This window comes from Variovorax beijingensis (genome assembly GCF_007828835.1).
Taxonomy (GTDB): domain Bacteria; phylum Pseudomonadota; class Gammaproteobacteria; order Burkholderiales; family Burkholderiaceae_C; genus Variovorax; species Variovorax beijingensis_A.
On record NZ_VIVL01000005.1, the window covers coordinates 348833 to 372976 of the forward strand.

General features: G+C 69.3%; 22 protein-coding genes. 16 read left to right on the plus strand and 6 right to left on the minus strand.

The annotated features are described in order from the left end of the window. Window position 1 precedes the first annotated feature (1 nt). Together FB547_RS33355 and FB547_RS17660 are read right to left on the minus strand one after the other, a co-directional pair. A complete protein-coding gene (locus FB547_RS33355) occupies window positions 2-169 on the minus strand; it encodes a hypothetical protein (RefSeq protein ID WP_186454193.1) in 168 nt (55 codons plus the stop codon). Window positions 170-172: 3 nt separating this feature from the next. Beyond that, window positions 173-1081 (minus strand): LysR family transcriptional regulator, encoded by a 909-nt coding sequence (locus FB547_RS17660; protein WP_145744401.1) that lies wholly within the window; start codon window positions 1079-1081, stop codon window positions 173-175. 102 nt (window positions 1082-1183) lie between these two features. Between FB547_RS17660 and FB547_RS17665 the strand changes: the two genes are divergently transcribed. Genes FB547_RS17665 through FB547_RS17715 form a run of 11 tightly spaced genes read left to right on the plus strand, consistent with a single transcriptional unit; the run spans window position 1184 to window position 12352 of the window. Then, window positions 1184-2275, plus strand: coding sequence for an LLM class flavin-dependent oxidoreductase (locus FB547_RS17665; RefSeq protein WP_145744403.1), 1092 nt, complete (start codon window positions 1184-1186; stop codon window positions 2273-2275). Between the two features lie 21 nt (window positions 2276-2296). Beyond that, the gene (locus FB547_RS17670; protein WP_145744405.1) at window positions 2297-3232 is read left to right on the plus strand and encodes a flavin reductase; all 936 of its coding nucleotides are present in this window, start codon (window positions 2297-2299) and stop codon (window positions 3230-3232) included. A gap of 30 nt (window positions 3233-3262) precedes the next feature. Then, a complete protein-coding gene (locus FB547_RS17675; protein WP_145744407.1) occupies window positions 3263-4423 on the plus strand; it encodes an acyl-CoA dehydrogenase family protein in 1161 nt (386 codons plus the stop codon). 3 nt (window positions 4424-4426) lie between these two features. Continuing rightward, window positions 4427-5536 (plus strand): acyl-CoA dehydrogenase family protein, encoded by a 1110-nt coding sequence (locus FB547_RS17680; protein WP_145744410.1) that lies wholly within the window; start codon window positions 4427-4429, stop codon window positions 5534-5536. After that, on the plus strand, window positions 5533-6294 hold the full coding sequence (locus FB547_RS17685) for an enoyl-CoA hydratase/isomerase family protein (protein WP_145744412.1): 762 nt from the start codon (window positions 5533-5535) through the stop codon (window positions 6292-6294). The genes FB547_RS17680 and FB547_RS17685 overlap by 4 nt, the downstream gene beginning before the upstream one ends. A gap of 1 nt (window position 6295) precedes the next feature. Further along, window positions 6296-8428: an acetate--CoA ligase family protein gene (locus FB547_RS17690; protein WP_145744414.1), complete on the plus strand. Its 2133-nt coding sequence runs from the start codon at window positions 6296-6298 to the stop codon at window positions 8426-8428. Beyond that, window positions 8425-9183 carry an SDR family NAD(P)-dependent oxidoreductase gene (locus tag FB547_RS17695; protein WP_145744416.1) on the plus strand — a complete coding sequence of 253 codons (759 nt, stop codon included), beginning with the start codon at window positions 8425-8427 and terminating at the stop codon, window positions 9181-9183. Before FB547_RS17690 ends, FB547_RS17695 begins: the two co-directional genes overlap by 4 nt. Further along, window positions 9180-9560, plus strand: a complete 381-nt coding sequence (locus FB547_RS17700; protein ID WP_145744418.1) for a VOC family protein — start codon at window positions 9180-9182, stop codon at window positions 9558-9560. Before FB547_RS17695 ends, FB547_RS17700 begins: the two co-directional genes overlap by 4 nt. Then, complete coding sequence (locus FB547_RS17705) at window positions 9557-10102, plus strand: nuclear transport factor 2 family protein (protein ID WP_145744420.1); 546 nt, start codon at window positions 9557-9559, stop codon at window positions 10100-10102. Before FB547_RS17700 ends, FB547_RS17705 begins: the two co-directional genes overlap by 4 nt. Next, window positions 10102-11340, plus strand: a complete 1239-nt coding sequence (locus FB547_RS17710; RefSeq protein WP_145744422.1) for an SDR family oxidoreductase — start codon at window positions 10102-10104, stop codon at window positions 11338-11340. The genes FB547_RS17705 and FB547_RS17710 overlap by 1 nt, the downstream gene beginning before the upstream one ends. A 22-nt stretch (window positions 11341-11362) precedes the next feature. Beyond that, window positions 11363-12352: a Bug family tripartite tricarboxylate transporter substrate binding protein gene (locus tag FB547_RS17715; protein ID WP_145744424.1), complete on the plus strand. Its 990-nt coding sequence runs from the start codon at window positions 11363-11365 to the stop codon at window positions 12350-12352. 40 nt (window positions 12353-12392) lie between these two features. Here FB547_RS17715 and FB547_RS17720 read toward each other — a convergent pair whose 3' ends face one another. Next, window positions 12393-15878, minus strand: a complete 3486-nt coding sequence (locus tag FB547_RS17720) for an autotransporter outer membrane beta-barrel domain-containing protein (RefSeq protein WP_145744426.1) — start codon at window positions 15876-15878, stop codon at window positions 12393-12395. Between the two features lie 375 nt (window positions 15879-16253). Here FB547_RS17720 and FB547_RS17725 point away from each other — a divergent pair, with 375 nt between their 5' ends. From FB547_RS17725 to paoC, 4 genes are all read left to right on the plus strand, one after another. Continuing rightward, window positions 16254-17216 carry an AraC family transcriptional regulator gene (locus FB547_RS17725; RefSeq protein ID WP_145744428.1) on the plus strand — a complete coding sequence of 321 codons (963 nt, stop codon included), beginning with the start codon at window positions 16254-16256 and terminating at the stop codon, window positions 17214-17216. Between the two features lie 224 nt (window positions 17217-17440). Beyond that, the gene (gene paoA / locus FB547_RS17730) at window positions 17441-18091 is read left to right on the plus strand and encodes an aldehyde dehydrogenase iron-sulfur subunit PaoA (protein ID WP_145744429.1); all 651 of its coding nucleotides are present in this window, start codon (window positions 17441-17443) and stop codon (window positions 18089-18091) included. Then, a complete protein-coding gene (locus FB547_RS17735; protein WP_145744431.1) occupies window positions 18088-19038 on the plus strand; it encodes an FAD binding domain-containing protein in 951 nt (316 codons plus the stop codon). Before paoA ends, FB547_RS17735 begins: the two co-directional genes overlap by 4 nt. Before the next feature lie 5 nt (window positions 19039-19043). Then, window positions 19044-21254, plus strand: a complete 2211-nt coding sequence (paoC, locus tag FB547_RS17740; RefSeq protein ID WP_145744433.1) for an aldehyde oxidoreductase molybdenum-binding subunit PaoC — start codon at window positions 19044-19046, stop codon at window positions 21252-21254. Here the strand turns inward: paoC and FB547_RS33865 are convergent. Beyond that, a complete protein-coding gene (locus tag FB547_RS33865; protein WP_410000806.1) occupies window positions 21203-21445 on the minus strand; it encodes an ABC-three component system protein in 243 nt (80 codons plus the stop codon). The genes paoC and FB547_RS33865 overlap by 52 nt on opposite strands. Here FB547_RS33865 and FB547_RS17745 point away from each other — a divergent pair. Further along, window positions 21377-21844, plus strand: a complete 468-nt coding sequence (locus FB547_RS17745) for a hypothetical protein (RefSeq protein WP_145744435.1) — start codon at window positions 21377-21379, stop codon at window positions 21842-21844. The two genes, FB547_RS33865 and FB547_RS17745, sit on opposite strands and share 69 nt — an antisense overlap. On the opposite strand, the gene FB547_RS17750 is transcribed toward FB547_RS17745, so the two are convergent. Beyond that, entirely contained in the window at window positions 21821-22156 is a 336-nt protein-coding gene (locus tag FB547_RS17750; RefSeq protein ID WP_145744437.1) for a hypothetical protein, read from the minus strand. The genes FB547_RS17745 and FB547_RS17750 overlap by 24 nt on opposite strands. Beyond that, on the minus strand, window positions 22153-23700 hold the full coding sequence (locus FB547_RS17755; RefSeq protein WP_145744439.1) for a Fic family protein: 1548 nt from the start codon (window positions 23698-23700) through the stop codon (window positions 22153-22155). Before FB547_RS17755 ends, FB547_RS17750 begins: the two co-directional genes overlap by 4 nt. Window positions 23701-24144: the final 444 nt, after the last annotated feature.

A 24144-nucleotide genomic window follows, 5' to 3' on the forward strand; every position in this document is an offset into this window, starting at 1 on the left:
CTCAGGGTATGCGTAGCTTGGATTTTCGGTTGTACAACAGGTTCAGTTCCACTTGCTCAAGCCTGCCACGAAAAGCCTTGGCTGTGGTAATGAAAAACTGGACGGCATCGCCCATCGCATCCGTCGCCTGACGCCGTTCCGCTGCCGGCGGCGCTTCCGGCCCGCCCATGAACTAGCGCTTCTCGCTCTTGAGCGCATCGGCCACGTAGTCCACGAAGGCGCGCACCTTCAGCGGCAGCACGCGGCTTTGCCGGAACACGGCGAAGACGCCGTTGGAAAAGGCCCGCACCGCAAAGCGGTAGTCGGGCAAGAGCCGCACCAGCGTGCCGTTCTGCAGGTCGTCGCGCACGGTGGCCTCGGACAGCAGCGCCACGCCCATGCCGCCGATCGCGGCCAGGCGCAGCAGCTCCCCGTTGTTGGCGCTCAGCACGCCCTGGATCATCAGCTCCTGCTGCTCGCCCGCTTCGTCGATGTACTTCCAGGTGATGACCTCGCGCTCGCGCCGGTAGGTGAGGCAGCGCACCTGCGGCAGGTCGTTCGGATGCCGGATGCGCGAGTAGGTCTTCAGGAAGGCCGGGCTGGCCACCAGCACCTCGTCGCTCGACAGCAGCCGCTTGATGACGAAGCCCGAATCGGTGGACTCGCCGGTGCGGATGTCGACGTCGAAGTCGTGCTCGACCAGGTTGACCGGATGCTCGGAAAGCTCGAGCTCCACGCGGATGTCCGGGTAGAGCTCCGCGAAGCGCGGCAGCAGCGGCGCCAGCACGCGCAGGCCGATGTGGGTGCGCGAATGCACGCGCAGCCGGCCCTCCGGCCGCTGGCGCGCGTTGTGCACGACCTGCTCGGCCTCGCTCATGAGTTCCAGCACCGCCTCGGCCCGCTCCAGGAAGGCCTGGCCTGCCTCGGTCACCTTGAGGTTGCGGCTGGTGCGGTCCACCAGCTGCACGCCCAGTTCCTCCTCCAGCGCGCTGATGCGCCGCGAGATGGTGGCCGGCGACAGGCTGAGGCTGCGGGCCGCCGCCGAGAGGCTGCCCTTCTTCTGGGTGGCCACGAAGATGCGCAGCGAATCGAGGGCCTTCATTTCGAAAGACGCAAAGAAGGTGTGCGTTCGCTGGTGATCCGCAGGCGGTTCGAGTTCCTACGATGGACCTCGATCAAAACCAGCCAACCAGGAGTCACAGCGATGGATTTCGGAATCTTCATTCTGATGCAGCAGCGGAACAAGCACAAAACCTCCCACCAGATCCTGCGCGACGCGGTCGAGCAGACTCGCCTGGCGGACGAACTGGGTTTTGGTGCTGCATGGTACGCCGAGCACCACTTCAGCAACTACGGCCTGTGCGCCTCGCCGCTGACCATGATCGCGCACTGCGCCGCGGTCACCCGCAAGATCCGGCTGGGCACCGGCATCGTGGTCGCGCCGCTGTACACGCCGGCGCGCCTGATCGCGGACGTGGCGATGGTCGACCAGCTGTCCGACGGCCGCCTGAACCTGGGCATCGGCTCGGGCTACCAGCACTTCGAATTCGAGCGCTTCGGCGTCTCGCTCGAATCCGCCAAGGGCCGCACCTTCGAGATGCTCGACATGCTCGAGGCCGGCCTGACGCAGCCCAAGTTCAGCTACGAGGGCGAGTACTACCGCCAGCCCATGAGCGCCATCAGCCAGCGCGCGGTGCAGCGCCCCATGCCGCCGATGTGGATCACCAGCGTCGACCCCGCCTTCCTGTCGCGCGCCGTGAAGTCCGGCCACCACGTGTTCGTCTCGGGCGGCGACGGCGGGCTGGAGAAGCTGGCCGGTACCCGCGCGCTGATCGACAAGGTCGCCGCGGCCGAGGGCAAGGACCCCGCCGGCGTGCAGGTCGGCCTGCTGCGCGCGGCCTATGCCAGCAACGACAAGGACGAGGTGGAGCGCTACCTGGAGTGCGCGCGCTACCAGCGCCGCATTGCCGTGAGCCTGAAGCGCCGCACGGCGCAGATCGCCGACGACTACCAGGTCGAGGAAGGCATCGTCGAGGGCGAGCCGAGCCTGGACGAGATGCGCGCGCTGCTGCCGGTAGGCAGCGTCGACACGGTGATCGAGCGCGTGGTCAACGAGATCCGCACGCTCAAGCCGGTGCACTACTGCTTCCAGACGCAGATGGGCGACTTCGACCATAAGGCGATGCTGCGCCAGCTCGAGACCTGGGGCAAGGTCATCATTCCGGCGGTGCAGCAGGAGATCGCCAACGATCCGCCGCACCGGCCTGCGGCCAAGCCCGAACTCGCCGCGGCCTGAGGCCGCGCGCTGCGAGACGCCATGCCTGAAGTCGCCGAAGACCTCCGCCGCGCCATCGAGCCCGCGCAGCTGCGCCAGCTGCTCGGATGCTTCCCGACCGGCGTGGCCGTCATCACCACGTGCACGCCCGAAGGCCAGCCGGCCGGCCTCACCTGCAATTCGTTCAGCTCGGTGTCGCTCGATCCGCCGCTGGTGCTGTTCAGCCTGCGCAACGCCAGCCGCCTGCTGCCGACCTTCCAGGCCGCGACCGGCTTCGCCATCAACATCCTCTCGCAGCAGCAGGACGCGCTGTCGGGCCGCTTCGCATCCAGCAGGATCGAGGACAAGTTCGAGGGCGTGGCCTGGCGCGCCGGCGGGCTCGGCATGCCGCTGATCGACGACTGCCTGGCCAGCTTCGAATGCCGCGTGCATGCCGTCCACGAGGCCGGCGACCACACCATCTTCATCGGCGAGGTCCGGCACCTGAGCGCCGGCGTGCCCGACCAGGCGCTGGTGTTCTACAAGGGCGCCTACATGATGCTGGCCGAGTCGCTGCGCAAGCTGGTCGTGGAGGGCCGGCTCGGGGACGCCGACATCGACGAGGCCTACCGCACGCTCTACGGCACCTTGCTGCGCCTGGCGAGCGAACGCGCCACCGAGGCCGAGCTGGACGCGGTGCGCGAGGCCGCCGACGCCATCGAGGCGCACCCCGACGACGCGCCGTTGAAGGAGCGCATCGCCTCCGCCAGCGCCTTCTTCGCCTCGATCGCGGCCGCCGGCCACAACGAGGCGCTGACGCTGATGGCGCAGACCATGACCAGCGTGCTGCGCGAGCGCATGACGCACGTGCTCTCGGTGCGTTCGCGCCCCGATCTCTTTCCGCTGCGCCGCAAGGTGGCGCACGCGCTGCGCCGGCGCGACCCCGAAGGCGCCGCCGCTGCGCTGGACGAACTGATTACGCAGCTGCGCAAGGGCTGAGCCCTTTTCCAACTTTCAATAGGAGACAAGATGTCCATCGACTACGCCGGCTTCCGGCGCGAACTCGAAGCGTTCGCGCGTGAAGCCTGCCCGCCCGAGATCCGCGCCGTGGTCGCGGCCGGCCAGAAGATCACCAAGCGCGAATACCAGGCCTGGCAGCAGATCCTGAACGCCCGCGGCTGGGGCGCGCCGAGCTGGCCGCGCGAAGCGGGCGGCACCGGGTGGGACATCCGCCAGCGCCTGATCTTCGAGGAGGTGATGGCCGAGAACGACTGCCCGCCGCTCTACCACCACGGCCTGGGCCACATCGGCCCGGTGATCATCCGCTTCGGCACGCCGGAGCAGAAGGCGCGCTTCCTGCCGCGCATCCTCGACGGCTCCGACTGGTGGTGCCAGGGCTATTCGGAACCCGGCTCGGGCTCCGACCTGGCCTCGCTGTCCACCAGCGCGCGGCTGGAGGGCGGCGAGTGGGTCGTCAACGGCCAGAAGATCTGGACCTCGCATGCCCACGAGGCCAGCATGATCTACATGCTGGTGCGCACCTCGAAGGAAGCGAAGAAGCAGGAGGGCATCTCGCTGCTGCTGGTGCCGATGGACACGCCGGGCATCACGGTGCGCCCGATCAAGACCATCGACGGCTGGCACCACCTGAACGAGGTCTTCTTCGACGAGGTGCGCGTGCGCGCCGACAACCTGCTGGGCGAGGTCGGCAAGGGCTGGATCTGTGCCAAGTTCCTGCTCGAGCGCGAGCGCCTGCCGCCGGCCAACGTGGCGCGGCTGGAGCTCATGCGGCGGCAGGTCACGCAGCTGGTCGAGCAGGCGAGCCGCGCTGCCGCGGGACGGCGCGACTTCAGCAGTCTGCACCACAAGCTGCTGCTGTGCGAAGCCGACGTGAAGGGCGCGCGCGTGATGATGGCCGAGGCCACCGACGACCTGATCCACCAGCGCCCGCTCGGCGTGCAGCCTTCGGTCATCAAGATGACCTGCGCCGACGTGGCGCAGCGCCTGACGACTATCGCGCTCGATGCGGTCGGCCCTGACGCGGCCCACCGCTTCCTCGCCGACACGGTGCAGGACGTGCCCGACGCCACCTGGATCCAGAACTACATGTTCACGCGCGCCCGCACCATCGCCGGCGGCACCTCCGAGGTGCAGCGCAACGTGGTCGCCAACGAACTGCTGGGAGCCTGAGCCATGTCCACTTCCTTTCCATCGCTCTTTCCCGGCATGCTGCTCGATGCGGCGAGCCGCTATGCCGAGGACCACATCGCGCAGCAGATCCAGGGCGACCCCGTGCGCGAACTGGGCTGGACCGCCACCCTCGTGCCCGAGGAGGCCGGCGGCGCCGGCGGAACCCTGAGCGACCTGGCCTCCATCGTCGAGGGGCTGGCCACGCACGGCCTGCAGCTGCCGGTGGTCGAGACCTGCGCCGTGGTGCCGCTGCTGCTGCAGGCGGCCGGCGCCGACACGGCCCGGCGCTGGCTGGAGGCGGTGGGCGACGGCAGCATGCGGATCGCGCCGCTGGTCGCGCTGTCCGCCACGCCCGACCACGATGCCGTCTCGGCCAGGCACCTGGACATCGGCTACGAACTGAGCGGCGTGGTGGAGGGTGTCGACCTGACCCTGCCCGCCACGCACTATCTCGTGCCCGCGCAGATGGATGGCGACGACGCCCTCTTCCTGGTCGATGCCGAACGCCTCGGCGCGCCGAAGGCCCGCTACCGGACGATGGAAGGCCGCACGGGTGCCGACTTCGTGCTGGAGCGGCTCGCGCTGCCCGAGGGCGCCTGCCTGGCGCGTGGCGATGCCGTGCGCCAGGCGCGCACCAAGGCGACCGATGCCGCGCTGCTGCTGACCGCCGCCGACACGGTCGCGGCGCTGGCCACCTTGATCCGCCAGACCGTGCTCCACCTGAAGGAGCGGCGCCAGTTCGGCGTGGCGCTCGCGAGCTTCCAGGTGCTGCGCCATCGCGTGGCCGACATGTACGTGAAGTACCTGGGCGCCAAGGGCCTGGTGATCCATTGCTTCCACGAATACGAGCAGAGTGCGGCCGACCTGCGCCGCACGCTGCGCCTGGCCAAGGTGTCGCTGGCCGAGTCGGCGCGCGCCTGTGCCGAGTCGGCCATCCAGATGCACGGCGGCATGGGCGTGAGCGAAGAGGTGCTGGCCACCCGCACGGCGCAGCGCCTGATCGCCTCCGAGTTCCGCTATGGCGACCGGCTGCTGCATGCCGCGCGGCTGCTCGCGCCGCACGAGCCCGCGCCGCAGGTTTCTCTTTCCAACCAGACCGGGAGTGTGCGATGAGCATCGAACTGGAAGTTTCCGAATACATCGCCGTCGTCCGGCTCGACAAGCCGCCGGTCAATGCGCTGGACCGCGCCACGCGCCGCCGCCTGATCGAGATCTTCGACGAGGTCTCCGAACGCGCCGACGTGCGCGTCGCGATCCTCACGGGCACCGGCAAGTTCTTCTGCTCCGGCGCGGACCTCAAGGACCGGCCCGATGCCGAGAAGGCGGGCGACTTCCTCGACCACAACCGCTGGACGCGCGAAACCGGCAATGCGATCCGCGAATGCGCCAAGCCCGTGATCGCGGCCGTCAACGGCCCCGCGTTGGGCGCGGGCTTCGGCCTCATGGCGGCCTGCGACATCTTCCTCGCGAGCGAGGACGCCACCTTCGCCATGCCCGAGATCAACGTCGGCCTGGCCGGCGGCGTCTCGATGCTGCGCACCCTGTTCGGCCGCTCGTTCACGCGCCGCATGTTCTTCACCGGCATGAAGGTGCCCGCCGCCGAGCTGTATCGCCGCGGCGTGCTCGACGAGGTGGTGCCGGGCGATCGGCTGATGCCGCTGGCCATGGAGATCGCGCAGGAGATCGCGTCCAAGGCGCCGCTCGCCGTCGCCTATGCGAAGCAGGCGGCCAACATGATGGACCTGATGCCGCAGCGCGACGGGTACCGTTTCGAGCAGAACATCACCATGGCGCTGGCCAAGACCGAGGATGCGCAGGAGGCCCGCAAGGCCTTCCTCGAAAAGCGCAAGCCCGTCTATCAGGGGCGCTGAGATGCAGGCAGTGAAAGTGGGGCGCGGGCTGGACGCGCTGTTCAAGCCGCGCTCGATCGCGATCTTCGGCGCCTCCGACGACGTCACGAAGATCGGCGGCCGGCCGCTGCAGTTCCTGCAGAAGTACGGCTATGCGGGCGGCATCTATCCGGTCAACCGCAAGGGCGGCCTGGTGCAGTCGCTGCAGGCTTATGCGAGCCTGGCGGAACTGCCCGAGGTGCCCGAACTGGCCGTGATCGCGGTGCCGCCCGCAGGCGTGCTCGAGGCGGTGCAGGACTGCGCGCAGCGCGGCGTGAAGGCCGCGGTCATCCTGTCCGCCGGCTTCTCCGAGATGGGCGAGGAGGGCAGCCGGCTGCAGGCGCGCATCGGCGAGGTGGCGCGGACCAGCGGCATGCGCATCGTCGGCCCCAATTGCCTGGGCGCGATCGGCGTGCCGGACAAGAGCATCGCTACCTTCTCGGTGGCGCTGGAATCGTCCTTTCCCGCGGCGGGCTCGGTGGGCATCGTCTCGCAGAGCGGCAACCTCGGCAGCTTCACCCTGCGGCTGGCCGGCGAGCGCGGCCTGGGCGTGAGCCGCATGCTGACCACGGGCAACGAATGCGACGTGGACATTGCCGATGCCATTGCCTCACTGGCGGCCGACCCCGGCACCTCCGTGATCCTGTGCTGCATGGAAACCTGCCGCGACGGCGCCAAGCTGAGGCAGGCCATGGCGATGGCCCGCGAGGCCGGCAAGCCGCTGGTCGTGCTCAAGGTCGGCGTCTCCGAGGCCGGCAGCGCGGCTGCGGCCTCGCACACCGGCGCGCTGGCCGGCTCGGACGCCGTGTTCGATGCCGTGCTGCGCGAGGGCGGCGCGCTGCGCGTGCCCAGCATCGAGCTGCTGCTCGAGGTCGGCCATGCGCTGTCGGTGGTTGGCCCGGCGCACGTGCCCGGCGGCCATCGTGTGGCGGTGCTCACGGCCTCCGGCGGCTTCGGCGTGCTGCTGGCCGATGCGGCCAGTGCGCAGGGCCTCGCGCTGCCCAGGCTGGCGGCGCAGACGCAGGCGCGCATCCTCTCGGCCGTGCCTTTTGCCGCGCCATCCAATCCCGTGGACATGACGGCACAGGTGTCGAGCCGGCCCGAGGTGCTGGCACGGATGCTCGATGCCGTGGCGCGCGACGACAGCTGCGACGCGCTGATCCTGCAGTCGGCCAACGCCTTCCACGTGCCGCGGCTGCGCGGCGTGTTCCTGGAGGCGCTCGCGCAGGTGCGCAAGGACCATCCCGCGCGCCTGATCCTGCTGTGCGCGCGGGCCCCCGACGACGTGCGCGCAGGGCTCAACGCGATGGGCTTTCCGGTGGTCGAAGGCATCGATGCGGCCTGCGCGACGCTGGCTGCGCTGCTGCGCTTCGGTGCGCGCGGTGCCGAACGGGCAGCTGCGCCGGCCATCGCGCGCGCGCCGCTGGCCGCCGCGGCCTTCGCCACCGAGGCCAGTGCCAAGGCGGTGCTGGCCGAGGCGGGGCTGCCGGTGCCGCGGGAGGCGGTCGCGCGCAGCTTTGGCGAGGCGCTGGCTGCCGCGCGCGAGATGGGCTTTCCGCTGGTGCTCAAGATCGTCTCGCCCGACATCGCGCACAAGACCGAGGTCGGCGGCGTGTTCGTCGGCGTGCGCTCCGAAGCGCAGCTGCGCGAGGAATACGACCAGCTGCTGGCGCGCGTGGCGTTGAAGGCGCCCGGCGCCCGCATCGCCGGCGTGCTGGTCGCGCAGATGGTGCAGGGCGGTGTCGAGCTGATCCTGGGCACCAGGAAGGACCCGGTGTTCGGCCCGATGGTGATGGTCGGCCTGGGCGGCATCTTTGCCGAGATCTTCAAGGACGTGGCGCTGCAGCCCGCGCCGGTCGACGAGGCGCAGGCCGGCGCGATGCTGCGCTCGCTCAAGGCCTTCCCCTTGCTCGACGGCGCGCGAGGCCGGCCCAAGGCCGACGTGCCGGCGGCTGCGAAGGCCGTCGCAGCGCTGTCGCGATTCGCCGTGCGGCATGCCGACAGCGTGTCCGAGATCGACATCAACCCCCTGGTGGTGCTGGAGCAGGGCCGCGGCGCGCATGCGCTCGACGCGCTGCTGGTGCCCGGGGAACCCACCAAGAAAGCTCAACCATGAACATGTCTCTCTCAGGCCGCACGGCCTTCATCAGCGGCGCGGGCCACGGCATCGGCCGCGCCACCGCGCGCGCCATGGCGCGCCAGGGCGCCACCGTCGGCATCAACGACCTGAAGCCGGAATTCGTGGAGGAGGCCGTGGCCGAGATCCGCGCACGCGGCGGCCAGGCCATCGGGCTGCCCTGCGACGTGTCGACGCGCGACGGCATGCGCGAGGCCGTCGCGCAGTTCGCGCGCGAGGCCGGCCGGCTGGACGTCATGGTCAACAACGCCGCCTGGGTGCGCTACCAGCCGCTGGCCGAGATCACGCCGGAGGTCATGGACCGCATGGTGGAGATCGGCTTCAAGTCGGTGATCTGGGGCATCCAGGCCGCGGCGGAGGCGATGGATGCGCAACGCGGCGGCTCGATCATCAACGTGGCCTCCATCGCGGCCTTCAAGTCGCCGATGCGCTCGGTGGTCTACAGCGGCATCAAGGCCGGCGTGCTGGGCATCACGCGTGCCTCGGCGGCCGACCTGGGCGCGCGCAACATCCGCGTGAACGCGGTCGCGCCCGGTGCCGTGCCCACCGAGGGCACGGCCAAGCACCGCAATGCGGAGCTCGATGCCCGGCGCATCGCGCGCACGCCGCTCGGGCGCCTGGGCACGGTGGAAGACATCGCCGACGCCATCTGCTTCCTGGCGGGCGACGCCTCGCGCTTCTTCAACGCGGATGTGCTGCGGCTGGACGGCGGCGCCTCGGAGACCTCGCTGTGAGCAGCGCGCTTCGACCGCCCAAGCGGGTGCAGAACGTGTTCGTCGTGGCGAAGCAGCCGGCCCGCCTGCATGCCTTCTACGAAGGCGCGCTGGGCCTGCCGATGAAGTTCCGCGACGGCGACCGCTGGATCCAGTACGGCGTGGGCCACACCAACGTGGCGCTGGCCTGCGCCGAGGAGGCGGCGCCTGCCACCAGCGGGCTGGTGATGGTGCTGGAGGTGGACGACTTCGAGGGCGCGGCGGAACGCATCACTGCCGCCGGCGGACAGGTGCTGGGCCTGCGCGACATGGGCAGCCACGGCGCCGTGCTGTCGCTGCGCGATCCCGAGGGCAACCTGGTGCAGCTGTTCCGGCGCGCCGCGCCCGCAGCCGCATGAGTGCCCCCGTGTCGGGTCCGGCAGCCCTTCAGGCCCTGCTGGACCGCGAGGCGATCCGCGACTGCCTGCTGCGCTACTGCCGGGGCATCGACCGCTGCGACGAGGCGGCCCTGCGCTCGGCCTACTGGGAGGACGCCACGGACTGCCACGGCGCCTGGAACGGCAGCGCCGCCGGCTTCATCGCGCAGGCGCTGGAAAAGCTGCGGCAGGGCGGCCGGCGCGTCCACCAGGTCAGCAATGTGCTGATCGAACTGCATGGCGATGCCGCGGCGGTGGAAAGCAGCTTCTTCGCGCTGCAGGCCACGGCCGCGCAGCCCGATCGCGAAACCTTCCTGTGCGGCCGCTATGCGGACCGCTTCGAGCGCCGCGGCGGCGAGTGGCGCGTGGCCGCGCGCACGGTGATCTACGACTGGATCGAGGAGCGCACGCGGCCCGAGCTGAGGCAGGACGATGCAGTCCTGTTCGGCGCGCGCCAGCCGGTCGGCACCACGGCGCCGCACGACACCGTGTATGCGCTGCTGCGCGAAGTGCGGGGCGGCTGATGGCGACGGTGCTGCTCACCGGCGCCGGCGCCGGCATCGGCCGCGCCGCGGCGCTGGGCCTCGCGCGTGCCGGCTGGCGCTGCGTGCTGGTCGACGCCGATGCAGAGGCGCTGCAGCGCCTCGAAGCCCTCTGGCCCGCCGGGGCCGAGCGGCCGCTGAGCCTGGTGGCCGACCTGACGGATGCCGCCCGCATCGAGCGCCTGGGGCAGGAGATCCCGCCGCTCGATGCCCTCGTCAACAACGCGGGCCTGTCGGCCGGCGGCGCCGAGGCCACGTCCGGCCACGACGACGGCACGGCCGCGCGCCTGCTGGCGCTCAACCTGGCGGCGCCGGCCCGCATGGTGCAGGCCTGCGCGGCGCGGCTTCGGCCGGGTGCGCGCATCGTCAACGTGGCCTCCGGCGCAGGGCTGCGCGCCATTCCGTGGCGCGGGCTCTACAGCCCGAGCAAGGCCGGGCTGATCGCGCAGGGCAGGGCGCTCGCGCAGGCCCGGCTCGACTGGACGGTGACCACGCTCGCGCCGGGCTTCGTGCGGACCGAGCTCGTGCAGCGCCTGATCGATGGCGGCCGGCTGAACCCGGCGCAGGCGGTCTCGAAGATCCCCCTGGGCCGGATGGCCGAGCCCGAGGACATGGCGGAGGCGCTGTGCTTCCTGGCCAGCGCGGGCGCGCGCGTGCTCACCGGGCAGCTGCTGGTGCTCGATGGCGGCTCCTCCGTCTGCGGCGGCAGCCAGCCCTTGCCGCCGTGCGAGCATCCGCCTCTTGCGTTCGAGGCGCCGCTTCGGCCGCATGGCGAGTCGGTGCGCGAGCCAGCCTGGCAGGCCGCACTGGACGCGTGGGCGCGCTCGCATGCGGACCACCCCGGCAGCCAGGGCTATCCCGCCGTCGTCGACGGCCGCGCCCTCGATGGGCCGCCGGGCGCGCAGCTCGAGGCCGTGCTCGATGCGGCCCGCGGCTTCCGCGCACGCCATGCGGCGTTGGCCAGCCTCACGCTGCTGCTGCCGCGGCCAGCTCCGGAGCTGCCCTGGGCGCTGGCCGGCGACGCCGAAGCGGCCCGCATGCTGGTTGCCGCGCTGGCCGCCGAATGGGGTGCGCACGGACTGCGCATCAACGCACTCGAGCTGCCGCCGGGCCTCGCGCCCGAGGCCTGCCTGCCGCTGCTCGGCTACCTGGCCGGCGCACGCGCGCAGTTCCTGACCGGGCAGGTGCTGCGGCCCGGTGCCGGCGCGGCCGAACGCTGAAACATGAACAAGGAGACACCGCATGATCGACACCCCCGTTTCCCGCCGCCGCCTGCTGGCCGGCGCGGGCCTGCTCGCGCTGCAAGCGCCGCTGCATGCCAGCGAAGCCGGCGGCTGGCCGGCACGCCCGATCCGCCTGGTCGTGTCCGGCCCCGCGGGTGCGGGCTCGGACATCTTCGCGCGACTTCTGGCCGGACCGCTGCAGCAGGCCCTCGGGCAGCCCGTGGTGGTGGACAACAAGCCGGGCGCCAACGGCCTGATCGGCAACGACGCGGTCGCCAAGGCGCCGCACGACGGCTACACGATCCTGCTGTCGCCATCCTCGGCCATCGCCATCAACCCGGTCATCCAGCCGAAGATGCCCTATGACGCGCAGAAGGACCTGCTGCCCGTCGCCCAGGTCGGTGCCGCGGGCATCCTGCTGGTGGCGAACCCGGCCACCGGCATCAGGACGCTGGCGGATCTGGTGCGCCATGCCAAGGCCGACCCCGGCAAGCTGGCCTATGGCTCCTGGGGCAGCGGATCGACTGGCCACCTGGTGATGGAAGGCCTCAAGGCGCAGTACGGCATGGACATGGTGCATGTGCCCTACAAGGGCGTCTCGCCGCTGCTGAGCGACCTGCTGGGCAACAGCATCGGCGTGGGCTTCGTCGACATCGCATCGCCGGTGCCCCACATCCGCAGCGGCAAGCTGCAGGCCGTGGGCTGCACGGGCTCGGCGCGCGGGCCGGCGCTGCCCGACGTGCCCACGCTGACCGAGCAGGGCTACCGCTTCGATGCGGACGGCTGGTACGGCGTCTTCGCGCCGGCCGGCACGCCGCGCGAGGTGGTGCTGCGGCTGAACCAGGAGATCAACCGCATCCTCTCGGCGGACGAGATCGTCCAGAAGTTCGCCGCGCAGAACATGCCGCGACCGCCGATCAAGGACGCCGACCAGTTCGCGGCCACGGTGCGCCGCGACCTTGCGGCCTGGCAGTCGCTGGCCAGGGTTGCGAAGCTGCGGCTGGATTGAGCGGCGGCGGCATCGCCCCCATCGTCGGCGTGGCGGGCGCTCACCACTTCATGCGCAAGCCGATCGAGCCTTGCACGGAAGTCTTCACGTCCGTCGCACCGCCCGAGGCCCACAGCTTGCCGACTTCGCCATAGACGCTGGTCGTCGGGCTCAGCGCCAAGGTCAGGCCGCCGGCCAGTTCGCTGACGGTGAAGCCGGTGCGGCCCGTGATGCCGGTCGTGGCGGCGGGTGAGATGAAGCGGGCCACGTCGGCACCGCCGCTGGCCTTGTAGAGGTTGAAGCGGGCGTACGGCTGCAGCGTGCCGAGGCCCGTGGACATTTCGCCCTTCAAGCGCACGCCGACGCGCGCAATCCAGCCGTCGTCGCTGTCCTGCCGCACGTTCGCGCCGGAGATCGCGAGCCTGTCCAGGCTGAGGTGCTGGTGGATCAGCTGCAGCTGCGGCTCGATCTTCCAGCCGCTCGCGCCCAGCGCAAAGGACTGCCCCACTTCGATGGATGCCATCAGGCCGTCGCCCTTGCCGCTGCTGCGCAGCGTCGACAGGGGCTCGACGGTGTAGCGGTGCCGCCCGGCCTGCAGCACGGCGTCCGCATAGAAGCCCGAATCGGCGGTCCAGGTGCCGTAGGCGCCCAGGTACTGGCTGCGCAGGTCGTTGGAGCCGACGGCCAGATGGGCAATGCCGCTCGCGAAGCCGCTGACCCTCGCGCGGCCGTCGAGCTGGCCGACGTACACGCCGGCGCGCCAGTTCGATGTGGCGAACAGGTCGGTGCCGGCCTGGAAGCCCTTGGCGTTGCCCTTGCTGTGAGGATCGACGGTGCCTTGCTGGCGGATGTCGATGTCGGTGGCGATCACGCGGCCCCAGGCGCGGCGCTCGGTGCCGCTCGATGCGGTGCCGCCTGCCTGGACATCGTCGTCGCCGATGCGCTGGTGCAGGTTGCCGATCATGGCCAGGTCCATCTGGCGCAACTGGCTGGGCAGCGCCGAGAGCAACGGAACTTCGGCGCGGTAGGCGGGCACCTGCACGGCACCCGTACCGGCGCCGCCGGGCGATCCGCCGGTGCCGGTGGTGGGCGGGGTGGTTGGCGATGTCGGCGATGTCGGCGGGGTTGCCGGCGCGGTCGTGGTCGACCGCAGGTACCAGTTCTCGCCGGCGCCGCTGGCATCGGCGGCATAGAGGCGGTATTCGAAGGCGCCCGCATCGACGTGGCCGCCCGCGAGCGTGAACGCGTCCCGGGTGGTCTGCGCCGTGGTGGTGGCGCCATTGAGCGCCGAGACCACCTCGATGCCGTTGCCCGTGGTCAGCGCGCCCAGGCCGCCGAGCTGCAAGATCTGCACACTCGTCCTGCCGCTGGCCGAGGCGCCCGCGCCGTTGAGCACCAGCCGGTCGCTCACGCTGGAGCTGTCGCCCAGGAAGGTGCCGAGACGCAGCACGCCGTTGTTGCCCACATAGGCGCCGTTGACGGTGAGCGTGGTCCCTGGTGCGGTGCCCACCGTGGAGACCATGCCGCTGTTGGCGAGCGAGGCGACCGTCTGGCTGAAGCCCGCCAGGTCGAGCGTGGCACCGCTGGCCACGGTGTGCGCCGAGGCCGCGCTGAAGGTGCCGGTGGCGCCGGCCTTCAGTGTGCCTTCGGCCACATTGGTCGCCCCGGTATGGGTGTTGGCGCCCGAGAGCGTGAGGGTGCCGCTGCCCAGCTTGGTGATGAAGCCGCCGCCGCTGATGTTGCCGCTGAGCGTCTCGCTGAACGCGCCGGTGTCGATGACGGGATCGTTGTTGCCGGTCAACACGATGGCGTTGGCGAGGTTCAGGCCGTCGGCCACGAAGCCGAGCGTGGTGCCGTCGTCCATCGCCAGCGCGCCGGTGCCCAGTGCCAGGCTGTGGCCGACGTTCAGCCGTCCCTGCTTGAGCGCGGTGCCGCCGCTGTAGCTGTTGGCTGCGGTGAGCGTCGTGGTGCCGGCGCCTTCCTTCACGACCGAGCCGGTGCCGCTGATGGTGCCCGGCAGCGTCAGCGCATCCGAGCGGTTGAGGACCAGCGTCGCGTTGTTCGCAATGTTGCCCACGATGCTGCCGGTGGCACCGCCGTTGCCCAGCTGCAGCGTGCCCGCTTCGATGGCGGTGCCGCCGGTGTAGCTGTTGTCGGCCGTGAGGATCGTGGTGCCTGCGCCGGCCTGCACGAGCGCGCCGCTGCCGCTGATGGTGCCCGACACCGTCAGCGCGTTCGAGCGATTCACGCTGAGCGTCGCGTTGTTGACGATGTTGCCCTGCACCGAGCCGGTGGTGCCGCCGTTGCCAAGCTGCAGCGTGCCCGCGGAAACGGTGGTGAGGCCGGTGAAGGCCTGGTCCGCGGTCAGCGTGAGCACGCCCGCGCCGGTCTTCTCGATGCCGCCGGAACCAGTCACCAGGCCGGTGTACGTGGCATCGGACGGCTGGGCGAAGCGCACGAGCCCCGCATTTCCGATCGCCAGGGGCGCGAACTGCGCCGTGCTCTGCAGGACGCCCTGCGCCGCGACATTCATGCTGCCCGTATAGATGCTGGCGTCGGCGCCCAGAATCAGGGTACCGCCATTGACGGTCGTGCTGGTGATGCCCGAAGCGGGCAGCGCGACATTGAAGGTCCAGATGCCGCCATTGCTCTGCAGCGTCTGGAAGCCGATCAAGGAGAGGGGCGCGAAGGTCGCCGCGGCGGCGCCGTCGTCGCTTTCGAGCGTGAGCAGATTGGCGCCGCCTCCGCCACTGATGTTGCCGGTGATCGAAGAGCCTGTGTAGGCATGCAAGGCATCATTTCCGCTGGCGAAACTGAGCGATCCGATGACGCTGCCCTTGTTGGTGAAATCGACGGCCGAGGTGCCGTTCGCGCCGAACACCGTCGAGGTGCCGGGGTTGGTGTTGCCCGCCACATAGCCTGCTTCCATCCTGCCGGTGTTCACGATGGTGTTGTTGCCCGAGTTCGCCTGGAACCAGATCGCCGCATGGGTCGACCGCACCGTGCCGTGATTGATGATGGTGTTGCCGCTGCCGACGGGATTGACGGCCTCCGAGTTGCCGGCGGTTCCGTCGGCGAAGACATTGGCGCCTTGCTCGATGACGAGGGTGCTGTTGCTGTTGAACTCGATCGTGTTGGCGCCGATGCCGCCGGGATACTGGCTGTTGCCGTTGGTGGAGCTGTTCTGTACCGTGGCCCCGCCGCGCACCGTGATGGCGGCATTGTTGCCAAGGCTGATCGCGGAGCTGTTGCCCGTGCTGACCAGCGCACCCGGCTGTACATCCACCGAAGTGTTGTCGGCCGTGGCCGGCCCCGCCCCCACGGTCGTGCTCTGCGTTCCGCCTGCCGTTGCGCAGGTGATGGCCGCGCCCGCGGCCGCGCAATCCGCAGCCGCCGGCATTGACACGCTTGCCAAGGCAAGGGCGACCACCGCAGCGCCTGCCGCGCTGGCAGCGGCGCTTGCCTTCGCATGGCCGCGACTGAGCTCCGACACGACGGTCCATGCCGCGAGGCTGTCGTTCCACACAATGCGAAAAACTCTGTTCATGATGTTCCTGGTTGGTTCCGCCGCCGCGGGGGGAGCGGCGCTGTCCGAGCCAGGAGCGGGGGCGGCAGGGCCGGTCAACCCGCGGTGCTGGAGCGCCGAGCGTGAGCGCGCGAGGATATGTAACAGGAACTACACAAAAGCTGACTATTGTTAACTTGAGTTTGCTTTTTATTAACTAAATCACAAAAAGAGCGTGATTTAGTATTCGCTCTGCTCGTCTGTGGCTCAGGCGCGACGGGCCCCGTGCGAAGGAGTGCACAAGCCATCGGTTGCGCACTTCGCTGGATTTCTTGCCTGATCCAATGGCGGCAGCGCTCCTTGGCAGATGGAGTCCGGGCCGGCGGGTTAGAGTCTTTTTCGAAGGCTCCAAGCAGCATGGCATCCAGACACGACGACGCGGCAGCTCAATGCAGGCCGCCACAGGAAGCGATGGCGCAGATCATCGGCGCGCGGACGCCCGGAGCGGGCGACTTCGAAACACCCATTGCCGGCCTCGGCTTCTTCCGGCGCGATGCTCCCGCGCCGCCTGCGGTGTGCATGGTCGAGCCGAGCATCGTGCTGGTTGCACAAGGCGCGAAGCAGATGTGGATCGGCGGCGAGGCCTATGCCTATGACACCTCGCGGTTCCTCGTCACCTCGTTGGACGTGCCTGCCAATTCGGAGGTGAGGGTGGCAAGCCCCGGGCAGCCCTGCCTGGGGCTGATGCTGAAGCTCGATGTGCGCATACTGGCCGAGCTGATCGCGCAGGGCGGCCTGCCGCCGCCGCGCGACCGGCCGATCGGCGTGGGGGTGGGCATCGGTGCGGCAACGCCCGCCATCCTGGCGCCGTTCTGCCGTCTGCTGGAACTGCTGGACGAGCCGCACGCCATCCCGGTGCTCGCACCGCTGATCCAGCGCGAGATCCACTACCGGCTGCTGATGAGCGACCAGGCTGCAAAGCTGCGGCAGATCGCATCGGTGGACGGACAGGGCTATCGGATCGCCCGGGCCATCGACTGGCTGAAGCTGAACTACGCCATGCCGCTTCGCATCGACGAACTCGCCGCGCGCGTGCAGATGAGTGCACCCACCTTTCACCACCACTTCCGCCAGCTCACCGCGATGAGCCCGCTGCAGTACCAGAAATGGCTGCGGCTGAACGAGGCGAAGCGGCTGATGCTGAGCGAACACTTCGATGCGGCCGGTGCGGCGTTCAGGGTCGGCTATGAAAGTCCCTCGCAGTTCAGCCGCGAGTACAGCCGCCTGTTCGGTGCGCCGCCCAAGCGGGACATCGAGGTGCTGCGAGGGGCCGCGCGGGGCGCCGAGGCGCCCAGGCAAGGACTGCCGCGCCTGGCATAGGAACTTCCGTAAGCAATAGCTTGCGGCATCAGCGGATTGGGCAAGAAAACAAGCGGAATGCCCCTGTCCGTCCCCGCGCGGCGCCAGAAAAATGGAGAGCCGAAGACACGATGAAACTGTTCGCAGGTGCATGGCATCCGTTCTCCTATTGCGACCGCCGGTGGCGCGTGATATCAAAAAAAGCGATGGCCGATGCATCCGAACTTCGAACGACAGGAGCCGACATGGACAGTCCCACGATTCCCTTGCCCTTGATCTCTCGGCGCGACGCGCTCATTGCCGGCGCGGTCACCGCCGCGGCGGTTTCGTCCGCTTCCGCACCGGCCGCGGCCGCGCAGCCCGCGCCCCCGGCAGCCGCGGGACCGCGTGCGAAGCTGTCGCTGAACGTCAACGGCCAAACGCATTCGCTCGATCTCGACACGCGCACCACCTTGCTCGATGCACTGCGCGAGCACCTGCACCTGCCTGGCACCAAGAAGGGCTGCGACCACGGCCAGTGCGGCGCCTGCACGGTCATTGCCGACGGCCGGCGCATCAATTCCTGCCTGACGTTGGCCGTCATGCACGACGGCGGGCAGGTCACCACCATCGAGGGCCTCGGCACACCGCAGAACATGCATCCGCTGCAGGCCGCCTTCGTCAAGCACGACGGCTACCAGTGCGGCTACTGCACGCCCGGCCAGATCTGCTCGGCGGTGGCCGTGCTCGACGAAATCAAGCGCGGCGTGCCGAGCCACGTGAGCGCCGATCTCACCGCGCGCCCGCTGCTGTCGGCCGAGGAACTGCGCGAGCGCATGAGCGGCAACCTCTGCCGCTGCGGCGCCTACTCCAACATCGTCGATGCCATCAGCGAGGTGGCCGGGAGCCGCGCATGAAGCCTTTCACCTACGAGAAGGCGCAATCCCCGGCGCAGGCGGCGGCCGCGGTCGCACGCAACCCCGGCGCCAAGTTCATTGCGGGCGGCACCAATCTGCTGGACCTGATGAAGCTGCAGATCGAGGCGCCCACGCACCTGGTCGACGTGAACGGCTTGGCGCTGGACAGGATCGAGCCCACGCCCGAAGGCGGCTTGCGCATCGGCGCGCTGGTGCGCAACACCGACCTGGCTGCCGACGAACGCGTGCGCCGCGACTACGGCGTGCTGTCGCGCGCGCTGCTGGCCGGCGCCTCCGGCCAGTTGCGCAACAAAGCCACCACGGCGGGCAACCTGCTGCAGCGCACGCGCTGCCCCTACTTCTACGACACCGACCAGCCCTGCAACAAGCGCCAGCCGGGCAGCGGCTGCAGCGCCATCGGCGGCATCACGCGCCAGCATGCAGTGGTCGGCACGAGCACGGCCTGCATCGCGACGAATCCGAGCGACATGGCGGTGGCGATGCGCGTGCTCGACGCGGCGGTGGAGACGGTGCGCCCCGACGGCCGCACGCGCGTGATCCCGATCGCGGACTTCCACCGCCTGCCCGGCAACACGCCGCACATCGAGACGGCGCTGGAGCGGGACGAGCTGGTCACCGGCGTCACGCTTCCCAAGCCGATCGGCGGCACGCAGATCTACCGCAAGGTGCGCGACCGCGCCTCCTATGCCTTTGCGCTGGTGTCCGTTGCGGCGGTCGTGCAGCGCGACGGCTCGGGCCGCGTCGCACTGGGCGGCGTGGCGCACAAGCCGTGGCGCGTGGAGGCCGCGGAGGCGGCGATGCCCCAAGGCGCCAAGGCGGTGACCGCGCAGCTGCTGGCCGGCGCACAGCCGACGCACGAGAACGCATTCAAGTTGCCGTTGGCCGAGCGCGCGCTGGCCGCGGCACTGGCGCAAGCAAGGAGCTGAGCAGCATGAAATTCGACACGCCCGCCACCACCAATCCGATCGACCAGCTCAAGATCATCGGCAAGCCGACCGACCGCATCGACGGCCCGATGAAGACCACCGGCACCGCACGCTACGCCTACGAACGCCACACCGAGGTGCCCAACGCCGCCTACGGCTGGGTGGTGGGTGCCGGCATCGCGAAAGGCCGCATCGCCTCGATGGACCTGGGCGCCGCGCGCGCCGCGCCGGGCGTGCTGGCCATCATCACCGCGCGCAATGCCGGCAAGCTCGGCAAGGGCGACTTCAATACGGCCAGGCTCCTGGGCGGCCCCGAGATCGACCACTACCACCAGGCCGTCGCGCTCGTCGTGGCCAACACCTTCGAGCAGGCGCGTGCCGCGGCGCAGCTGGTGCGCATCGGGTACACGCGTGCGCCGGGGCGCTTCGACCTGGCCGCCGAAAAGGATGCGGCGCAGATGCCCAAGGCCGATCCGTTTTCCGGCGAGCCGCTGACAAAGGCGGGCGACTTCGCGGGCGCGTTCGCCGCGGCCCCCGTGCAGCTCGATGCCACCTACACCACGCCCGACGAGTCGCACGCGATGATGGAACCGCACGCCTCCATTGCGCGGTGGCAGGGCGACAAGCTCACCATCTGGACATCGAACCAGATGATTGCGTGGGGCGTCGGCGATGTCGCCAAGACGCTCGGCATCCCGAAGGAGAACGTGCGCCTGGTCTCGCCCTTCATCGGCGGCGGCTTCGGCGGCAAGCTGTTCGTGCGCGCCGATGCGCTGCTGGCCGCGCTGGGCGCGCGGGCCGCCAAGCGGCCCGTGAAGGTGGCCTTGCAGCGGCCCCTGATGATGAACAACACCACGCACCGGCCCGCGACCATCCAGCGCATCCGCATCGGCGCGGCGAGGGACGGCAAGATCACCGCCATCGCGCACGAAGGCTGGTCCGGCGACCTGCCGGGCGGGCAGCCGGAAACCGCGGTCAACCAGAGCCGGCTGCTGTACGCCGGCGCCAACCGCCTGACGACCACGCGGCTGGCCGTGCTGGACCTGCCCGAGGGCAACGCCATGCGCGCGCCGGGCGAGGCGCCGGGCATGATGGCGCTGGAGATCGCGATGGACGAGATGGCGGAGAAGCTCGCGATCGACCCGGTCGAATTCCGCGTGCGCAACGACACGCAGGTCGATCCGGAGAAGCCGCAGCGTCCGTTTTCCCAGCGCCGGCTGATCGAATGCCTGCGCACGGGCGCCGAGCGCTTCGGCTGGAGCAGGCGCAACGCCACGCCGGGACAGCAGCGCGACGGTCGCTGGCTCGTGGGAATGGGCGTTGCCGCGGCGTTCCGCAACAACCTCCTGACCAAGTCGGCCGCGCGCGTGCGACTGGACAACCGGGGCATGGTCACGGTGGAAACCGACATGACCGACATCGGCACCGGCTCGTACACCATCATCGCGCAGACCGCGGCCGAGACGATGGGCGTGCCGCTGGACCGGGTGCTCGTGCGGCTGGGCGACTCGGCCTATCCCGTGTCGGCCGGCTCGGGCGGGCAGTGGGGCGCCAACAACTCGACCTCGGGCGTCTATGCGGCCTGCATGAAGCTGCGCGAAGCCGTGGCAACCAAGCTGGGTTTCGGCGCGGTCGACGTGGAATTCGCGGACGGCATGGTGCGCTTCGGCGAGCGTGCGGTGCCGCTGGCCGAAGCAGCGGGCGCTGAAGGTTTGATGGCCGAGGACGGCATCGAATACGGCGACCTCGACAAGCAGTACCAGCAATCGACCTTCGGCGCGCATTTCGTGGAGGTGGGCGTCGATGCCGCCACCGGCGAGATCCGCGTGCGGCGCATGCTCGCGGTGTGCGCGGCGGGGCGCATCCTGAACCCCAAGTCGGCGCGCAGCCAGGTGATCGGTGCCATGACGATGGGTGTCGGCGGGGCGCTGATGGAAGAGCTGGCGCTCGACAAGCGGCATGGCTTCTTCGTCAACCACGACCTGGCGGGCTACGAGGTGCCGGTGCATGCCGACATTCCCCACCAGGAGGTGATCTTCCTGGACGAGACCGACCCGATCTCCTCGCCGATGAAGGCCAAGGGGGTGGGGGAACTGGGCATATGCGGCGTGGCCGCCGCGGTGGCCAACGCGGTCTACAACGCCACGGGCGTGCGGGTGCGCAGCTATCCGATCACGCTCGACAAGTTGCTGGATCGATTGCCGCCGGTGGTGTGAGGAGTGCTGGAAGTGCAGGTCCGGGCGGTGCGCTGTTCTTCGCTCCGCTTCAGGATGGCGCGTCCGGCCTGGGCCATTGCCGTCTCGGTGGCATCGGGTCCGAGTTCATCGCAGACCTGCGCGTGCTGCAACTCCCACTCGGCGTGCAGGCGCTCGTCGTATTTCCGAAGATCGGCGTCGAGCAGCAGCAGGTCACGGCGCGTCCACGCCGAACGCTGCCGGAAAGCCTACAGGTAACTGGTGACCGCGTTGCGGATGCGAAGTTGCCTGTCACCGACGAGTTCAACCTGCTTGTAGAACGGGCGGTTCGAAAACTCCGGCTGGTCGAGCGCCACCATGAGGGCGTCGAGTTCCTCGTCGATCGGCAGCGAATCCGGCTTGAGCGACTCCTGGATCTCCGAAATCTGGCATCAATCTCGGCACGCGGGATGCCGCCGTCGGGATGGACCAGCTCATTCAGCACGCGCTTGAACCACCAGCCTTCCGGCATCTGCACCGACAGGTCCAGATGGTGCAGGGAAACGCGGTACAGCTCGGACCGCAGCTGTTCGAGGATCGCGGCGGCGTCAGGTTGTGTCAGCACGACGTAGATGCGCGACAGCAACTGCTCCCGCTCGGCCTCGTCCAAGTGGCCCTCGAAGGTGGTCATGAGATTGCTGTGGTCGGAGCAACTGGATCGTGATGCCCTTGAGCTGCACGCGATTGTTGCGATTCAGGGCCTTGGCCACCTCGTCGCCGAGAACCTCGCTCACGGTGCCGTCGAGCTGCGCCTTCGTGCGCACGGCCACACCCATGACGTCGGAGCCCCGGGACTGCTGCTGTCCGCAGCCCGGGCGGAAAGCCTCGCGCAATGTGTCCGCAACTGGACCACTGGATTGCGTGTGGTGGCGCGCCATGGTCATGGCGTCCCTTCCGCGGGCGTGCCCTGGAAGACGGACTGCAGTGCGGCAACGAGTTCGGCGGCGGTGGCGTCGTCGGCCAGCGCGGGGAACTCTTTCGCCAACTTGGTCGACACCTTGCCTCCGTTGTCCCGCACCGATCGGATGATGCGGTCGATGTCGGTGTCCGGTCCTTCGATCACCTGCTTCACGCGCTCCCGCGCCAGCCGAAGGCTGCGCAGGTAGCCGGCTTCCTTACGCATCTCCTGCTCGATGGTCACGCGCACAATGTCAGCGATGTACTCGACGTGGTCCGTGAGGTCGGGGTAACGCCACGCTTTCAACGCGTCCGCGTAGCCGTCGAACTGCAGGTTGTAGCGCACGCCGTCCTCGGCCAACTGCTCCGGTCCGAAGCGCCAGGCGTCGATGTAGCGGCGCATGAGAGGCTGCGAGAACAGCTCGAGCACCTGGTCATAGCCGCGGCGTTTGATCACCGAACTGGTAATGGTCGCCGACACGGGCAGGATGAAAGGCTCCGGCACGGCGCCGTCCCGCCGCAGCACGTCGTTGACCAGGAAGCGCGAGATGCGGCCGTTGCCGTCGGACATCGGATGGATGTAGACGAAGCCGAACGACAGCACGGCGGCGCGGACCAGGGCGGAGCCGCCCGCGGTCCGCTCGGCGCAGTCGCGCAATCCGGACAGCAACTGCGGCGCATCGTCCCAGTGGGGGGCGATGTAGTGGACGACCTCTTGGAAGCCGTCCACTTCGCCGACGAACACCGGTGAGCGCCTCACACCGTAACGCGTGGCGCGCGGCCCCAGGATCTCGGCCTGCAACTCTCCCAACGACGCTTCCGACAAGGGATCCTGGTGCCGGCCGCACCAGCGCTCCATCGCGGCGGCGAAGCGCCGCACCCGGTCGACGTGCTGCTCCTCGTGCTCGATCGCGAAGCTGGCACGGCTTTCCTTGACGGTGAGCCAAACGGCGCTGCGCTGCAGGATGTCGGCGCCGAACTCCGCCTCGAGGGCAGCCAGATGCTCCGCACACGTGTAAAGCTCGGCCTGCCGGACTGCGGGCGTGCGCAGCACCATTGGGCAGAAGTCGCGCGAGCCGGGCAGGTTGTCACGCACCCGCCACCGCTGGTTGTTGGTCGATTGGGAGGAGGTCAGATAGGTCTCTTCATCGAGCGCGGTCACATAGTTCCCGGCCGTGACGCCCGGGAAATCGAGCAACCGTCCCGTGAGGTACTCGTAGAAGAAGCCGGCACGACGGGCATACTGTCCCGTGGGTTCCGCAGCGACCCAGGCTTCCAGCTCGCCGGCCGGCGCGGCCTCGAACAGCCGTGCGAGGAATTCCAGGTGAACGCCCTCATGCTTGAGGGCGAAGGTCAGGTGGCCCGCCAGCGACTCCGCAGGGCGAGCAGCTGGGGGATACTGTTGATGGGCGTAACCGCTTTCGCGTACGGTAGCACGCGATTTGCCGATGGCACTGTCCATGCGAAACGCCTGGACGGCAACGACGCCGTACCGTTCGGCCAGCCATCGATAACCGATCCAGTCAGGCATTTAGAAACCTAGGCAGCAGCCCAGAAAACGATTAGATGCTTGCGATCTTGATTACATTTCGGAACCTGGTCAAGTTTTCGATTAGAAACGGGCGGCCGAGCTTCCGCAACGAGTGGCTCACGGAAGTTCAGGGCCGGGCGCGTGCTGTCCCGATGAGCCGAAGGACACGAACCATGCCGACGATCAGTCTTGGGCTGGAGGGGGTGACCATCAGCTGAGAGACAGAGGAAGCCGGTCACCCGGCCCTCAGTTCGGGTCGGTCCTCGTTGCGGTGGCGGCTACCAGTTCGCTTCAGCGCTGCCACATCTGCCACCTGCTCATCGCTTCAATGAGGTTTTCGGGCTCTGCGAGACGAGGGGTGTCCCCCTCTCGCCGGCTTTCTGGTGACGCACCGTTTTGTTTCATATCGAATCATCTGCAATCGAATGATTCAACATGAAGAAC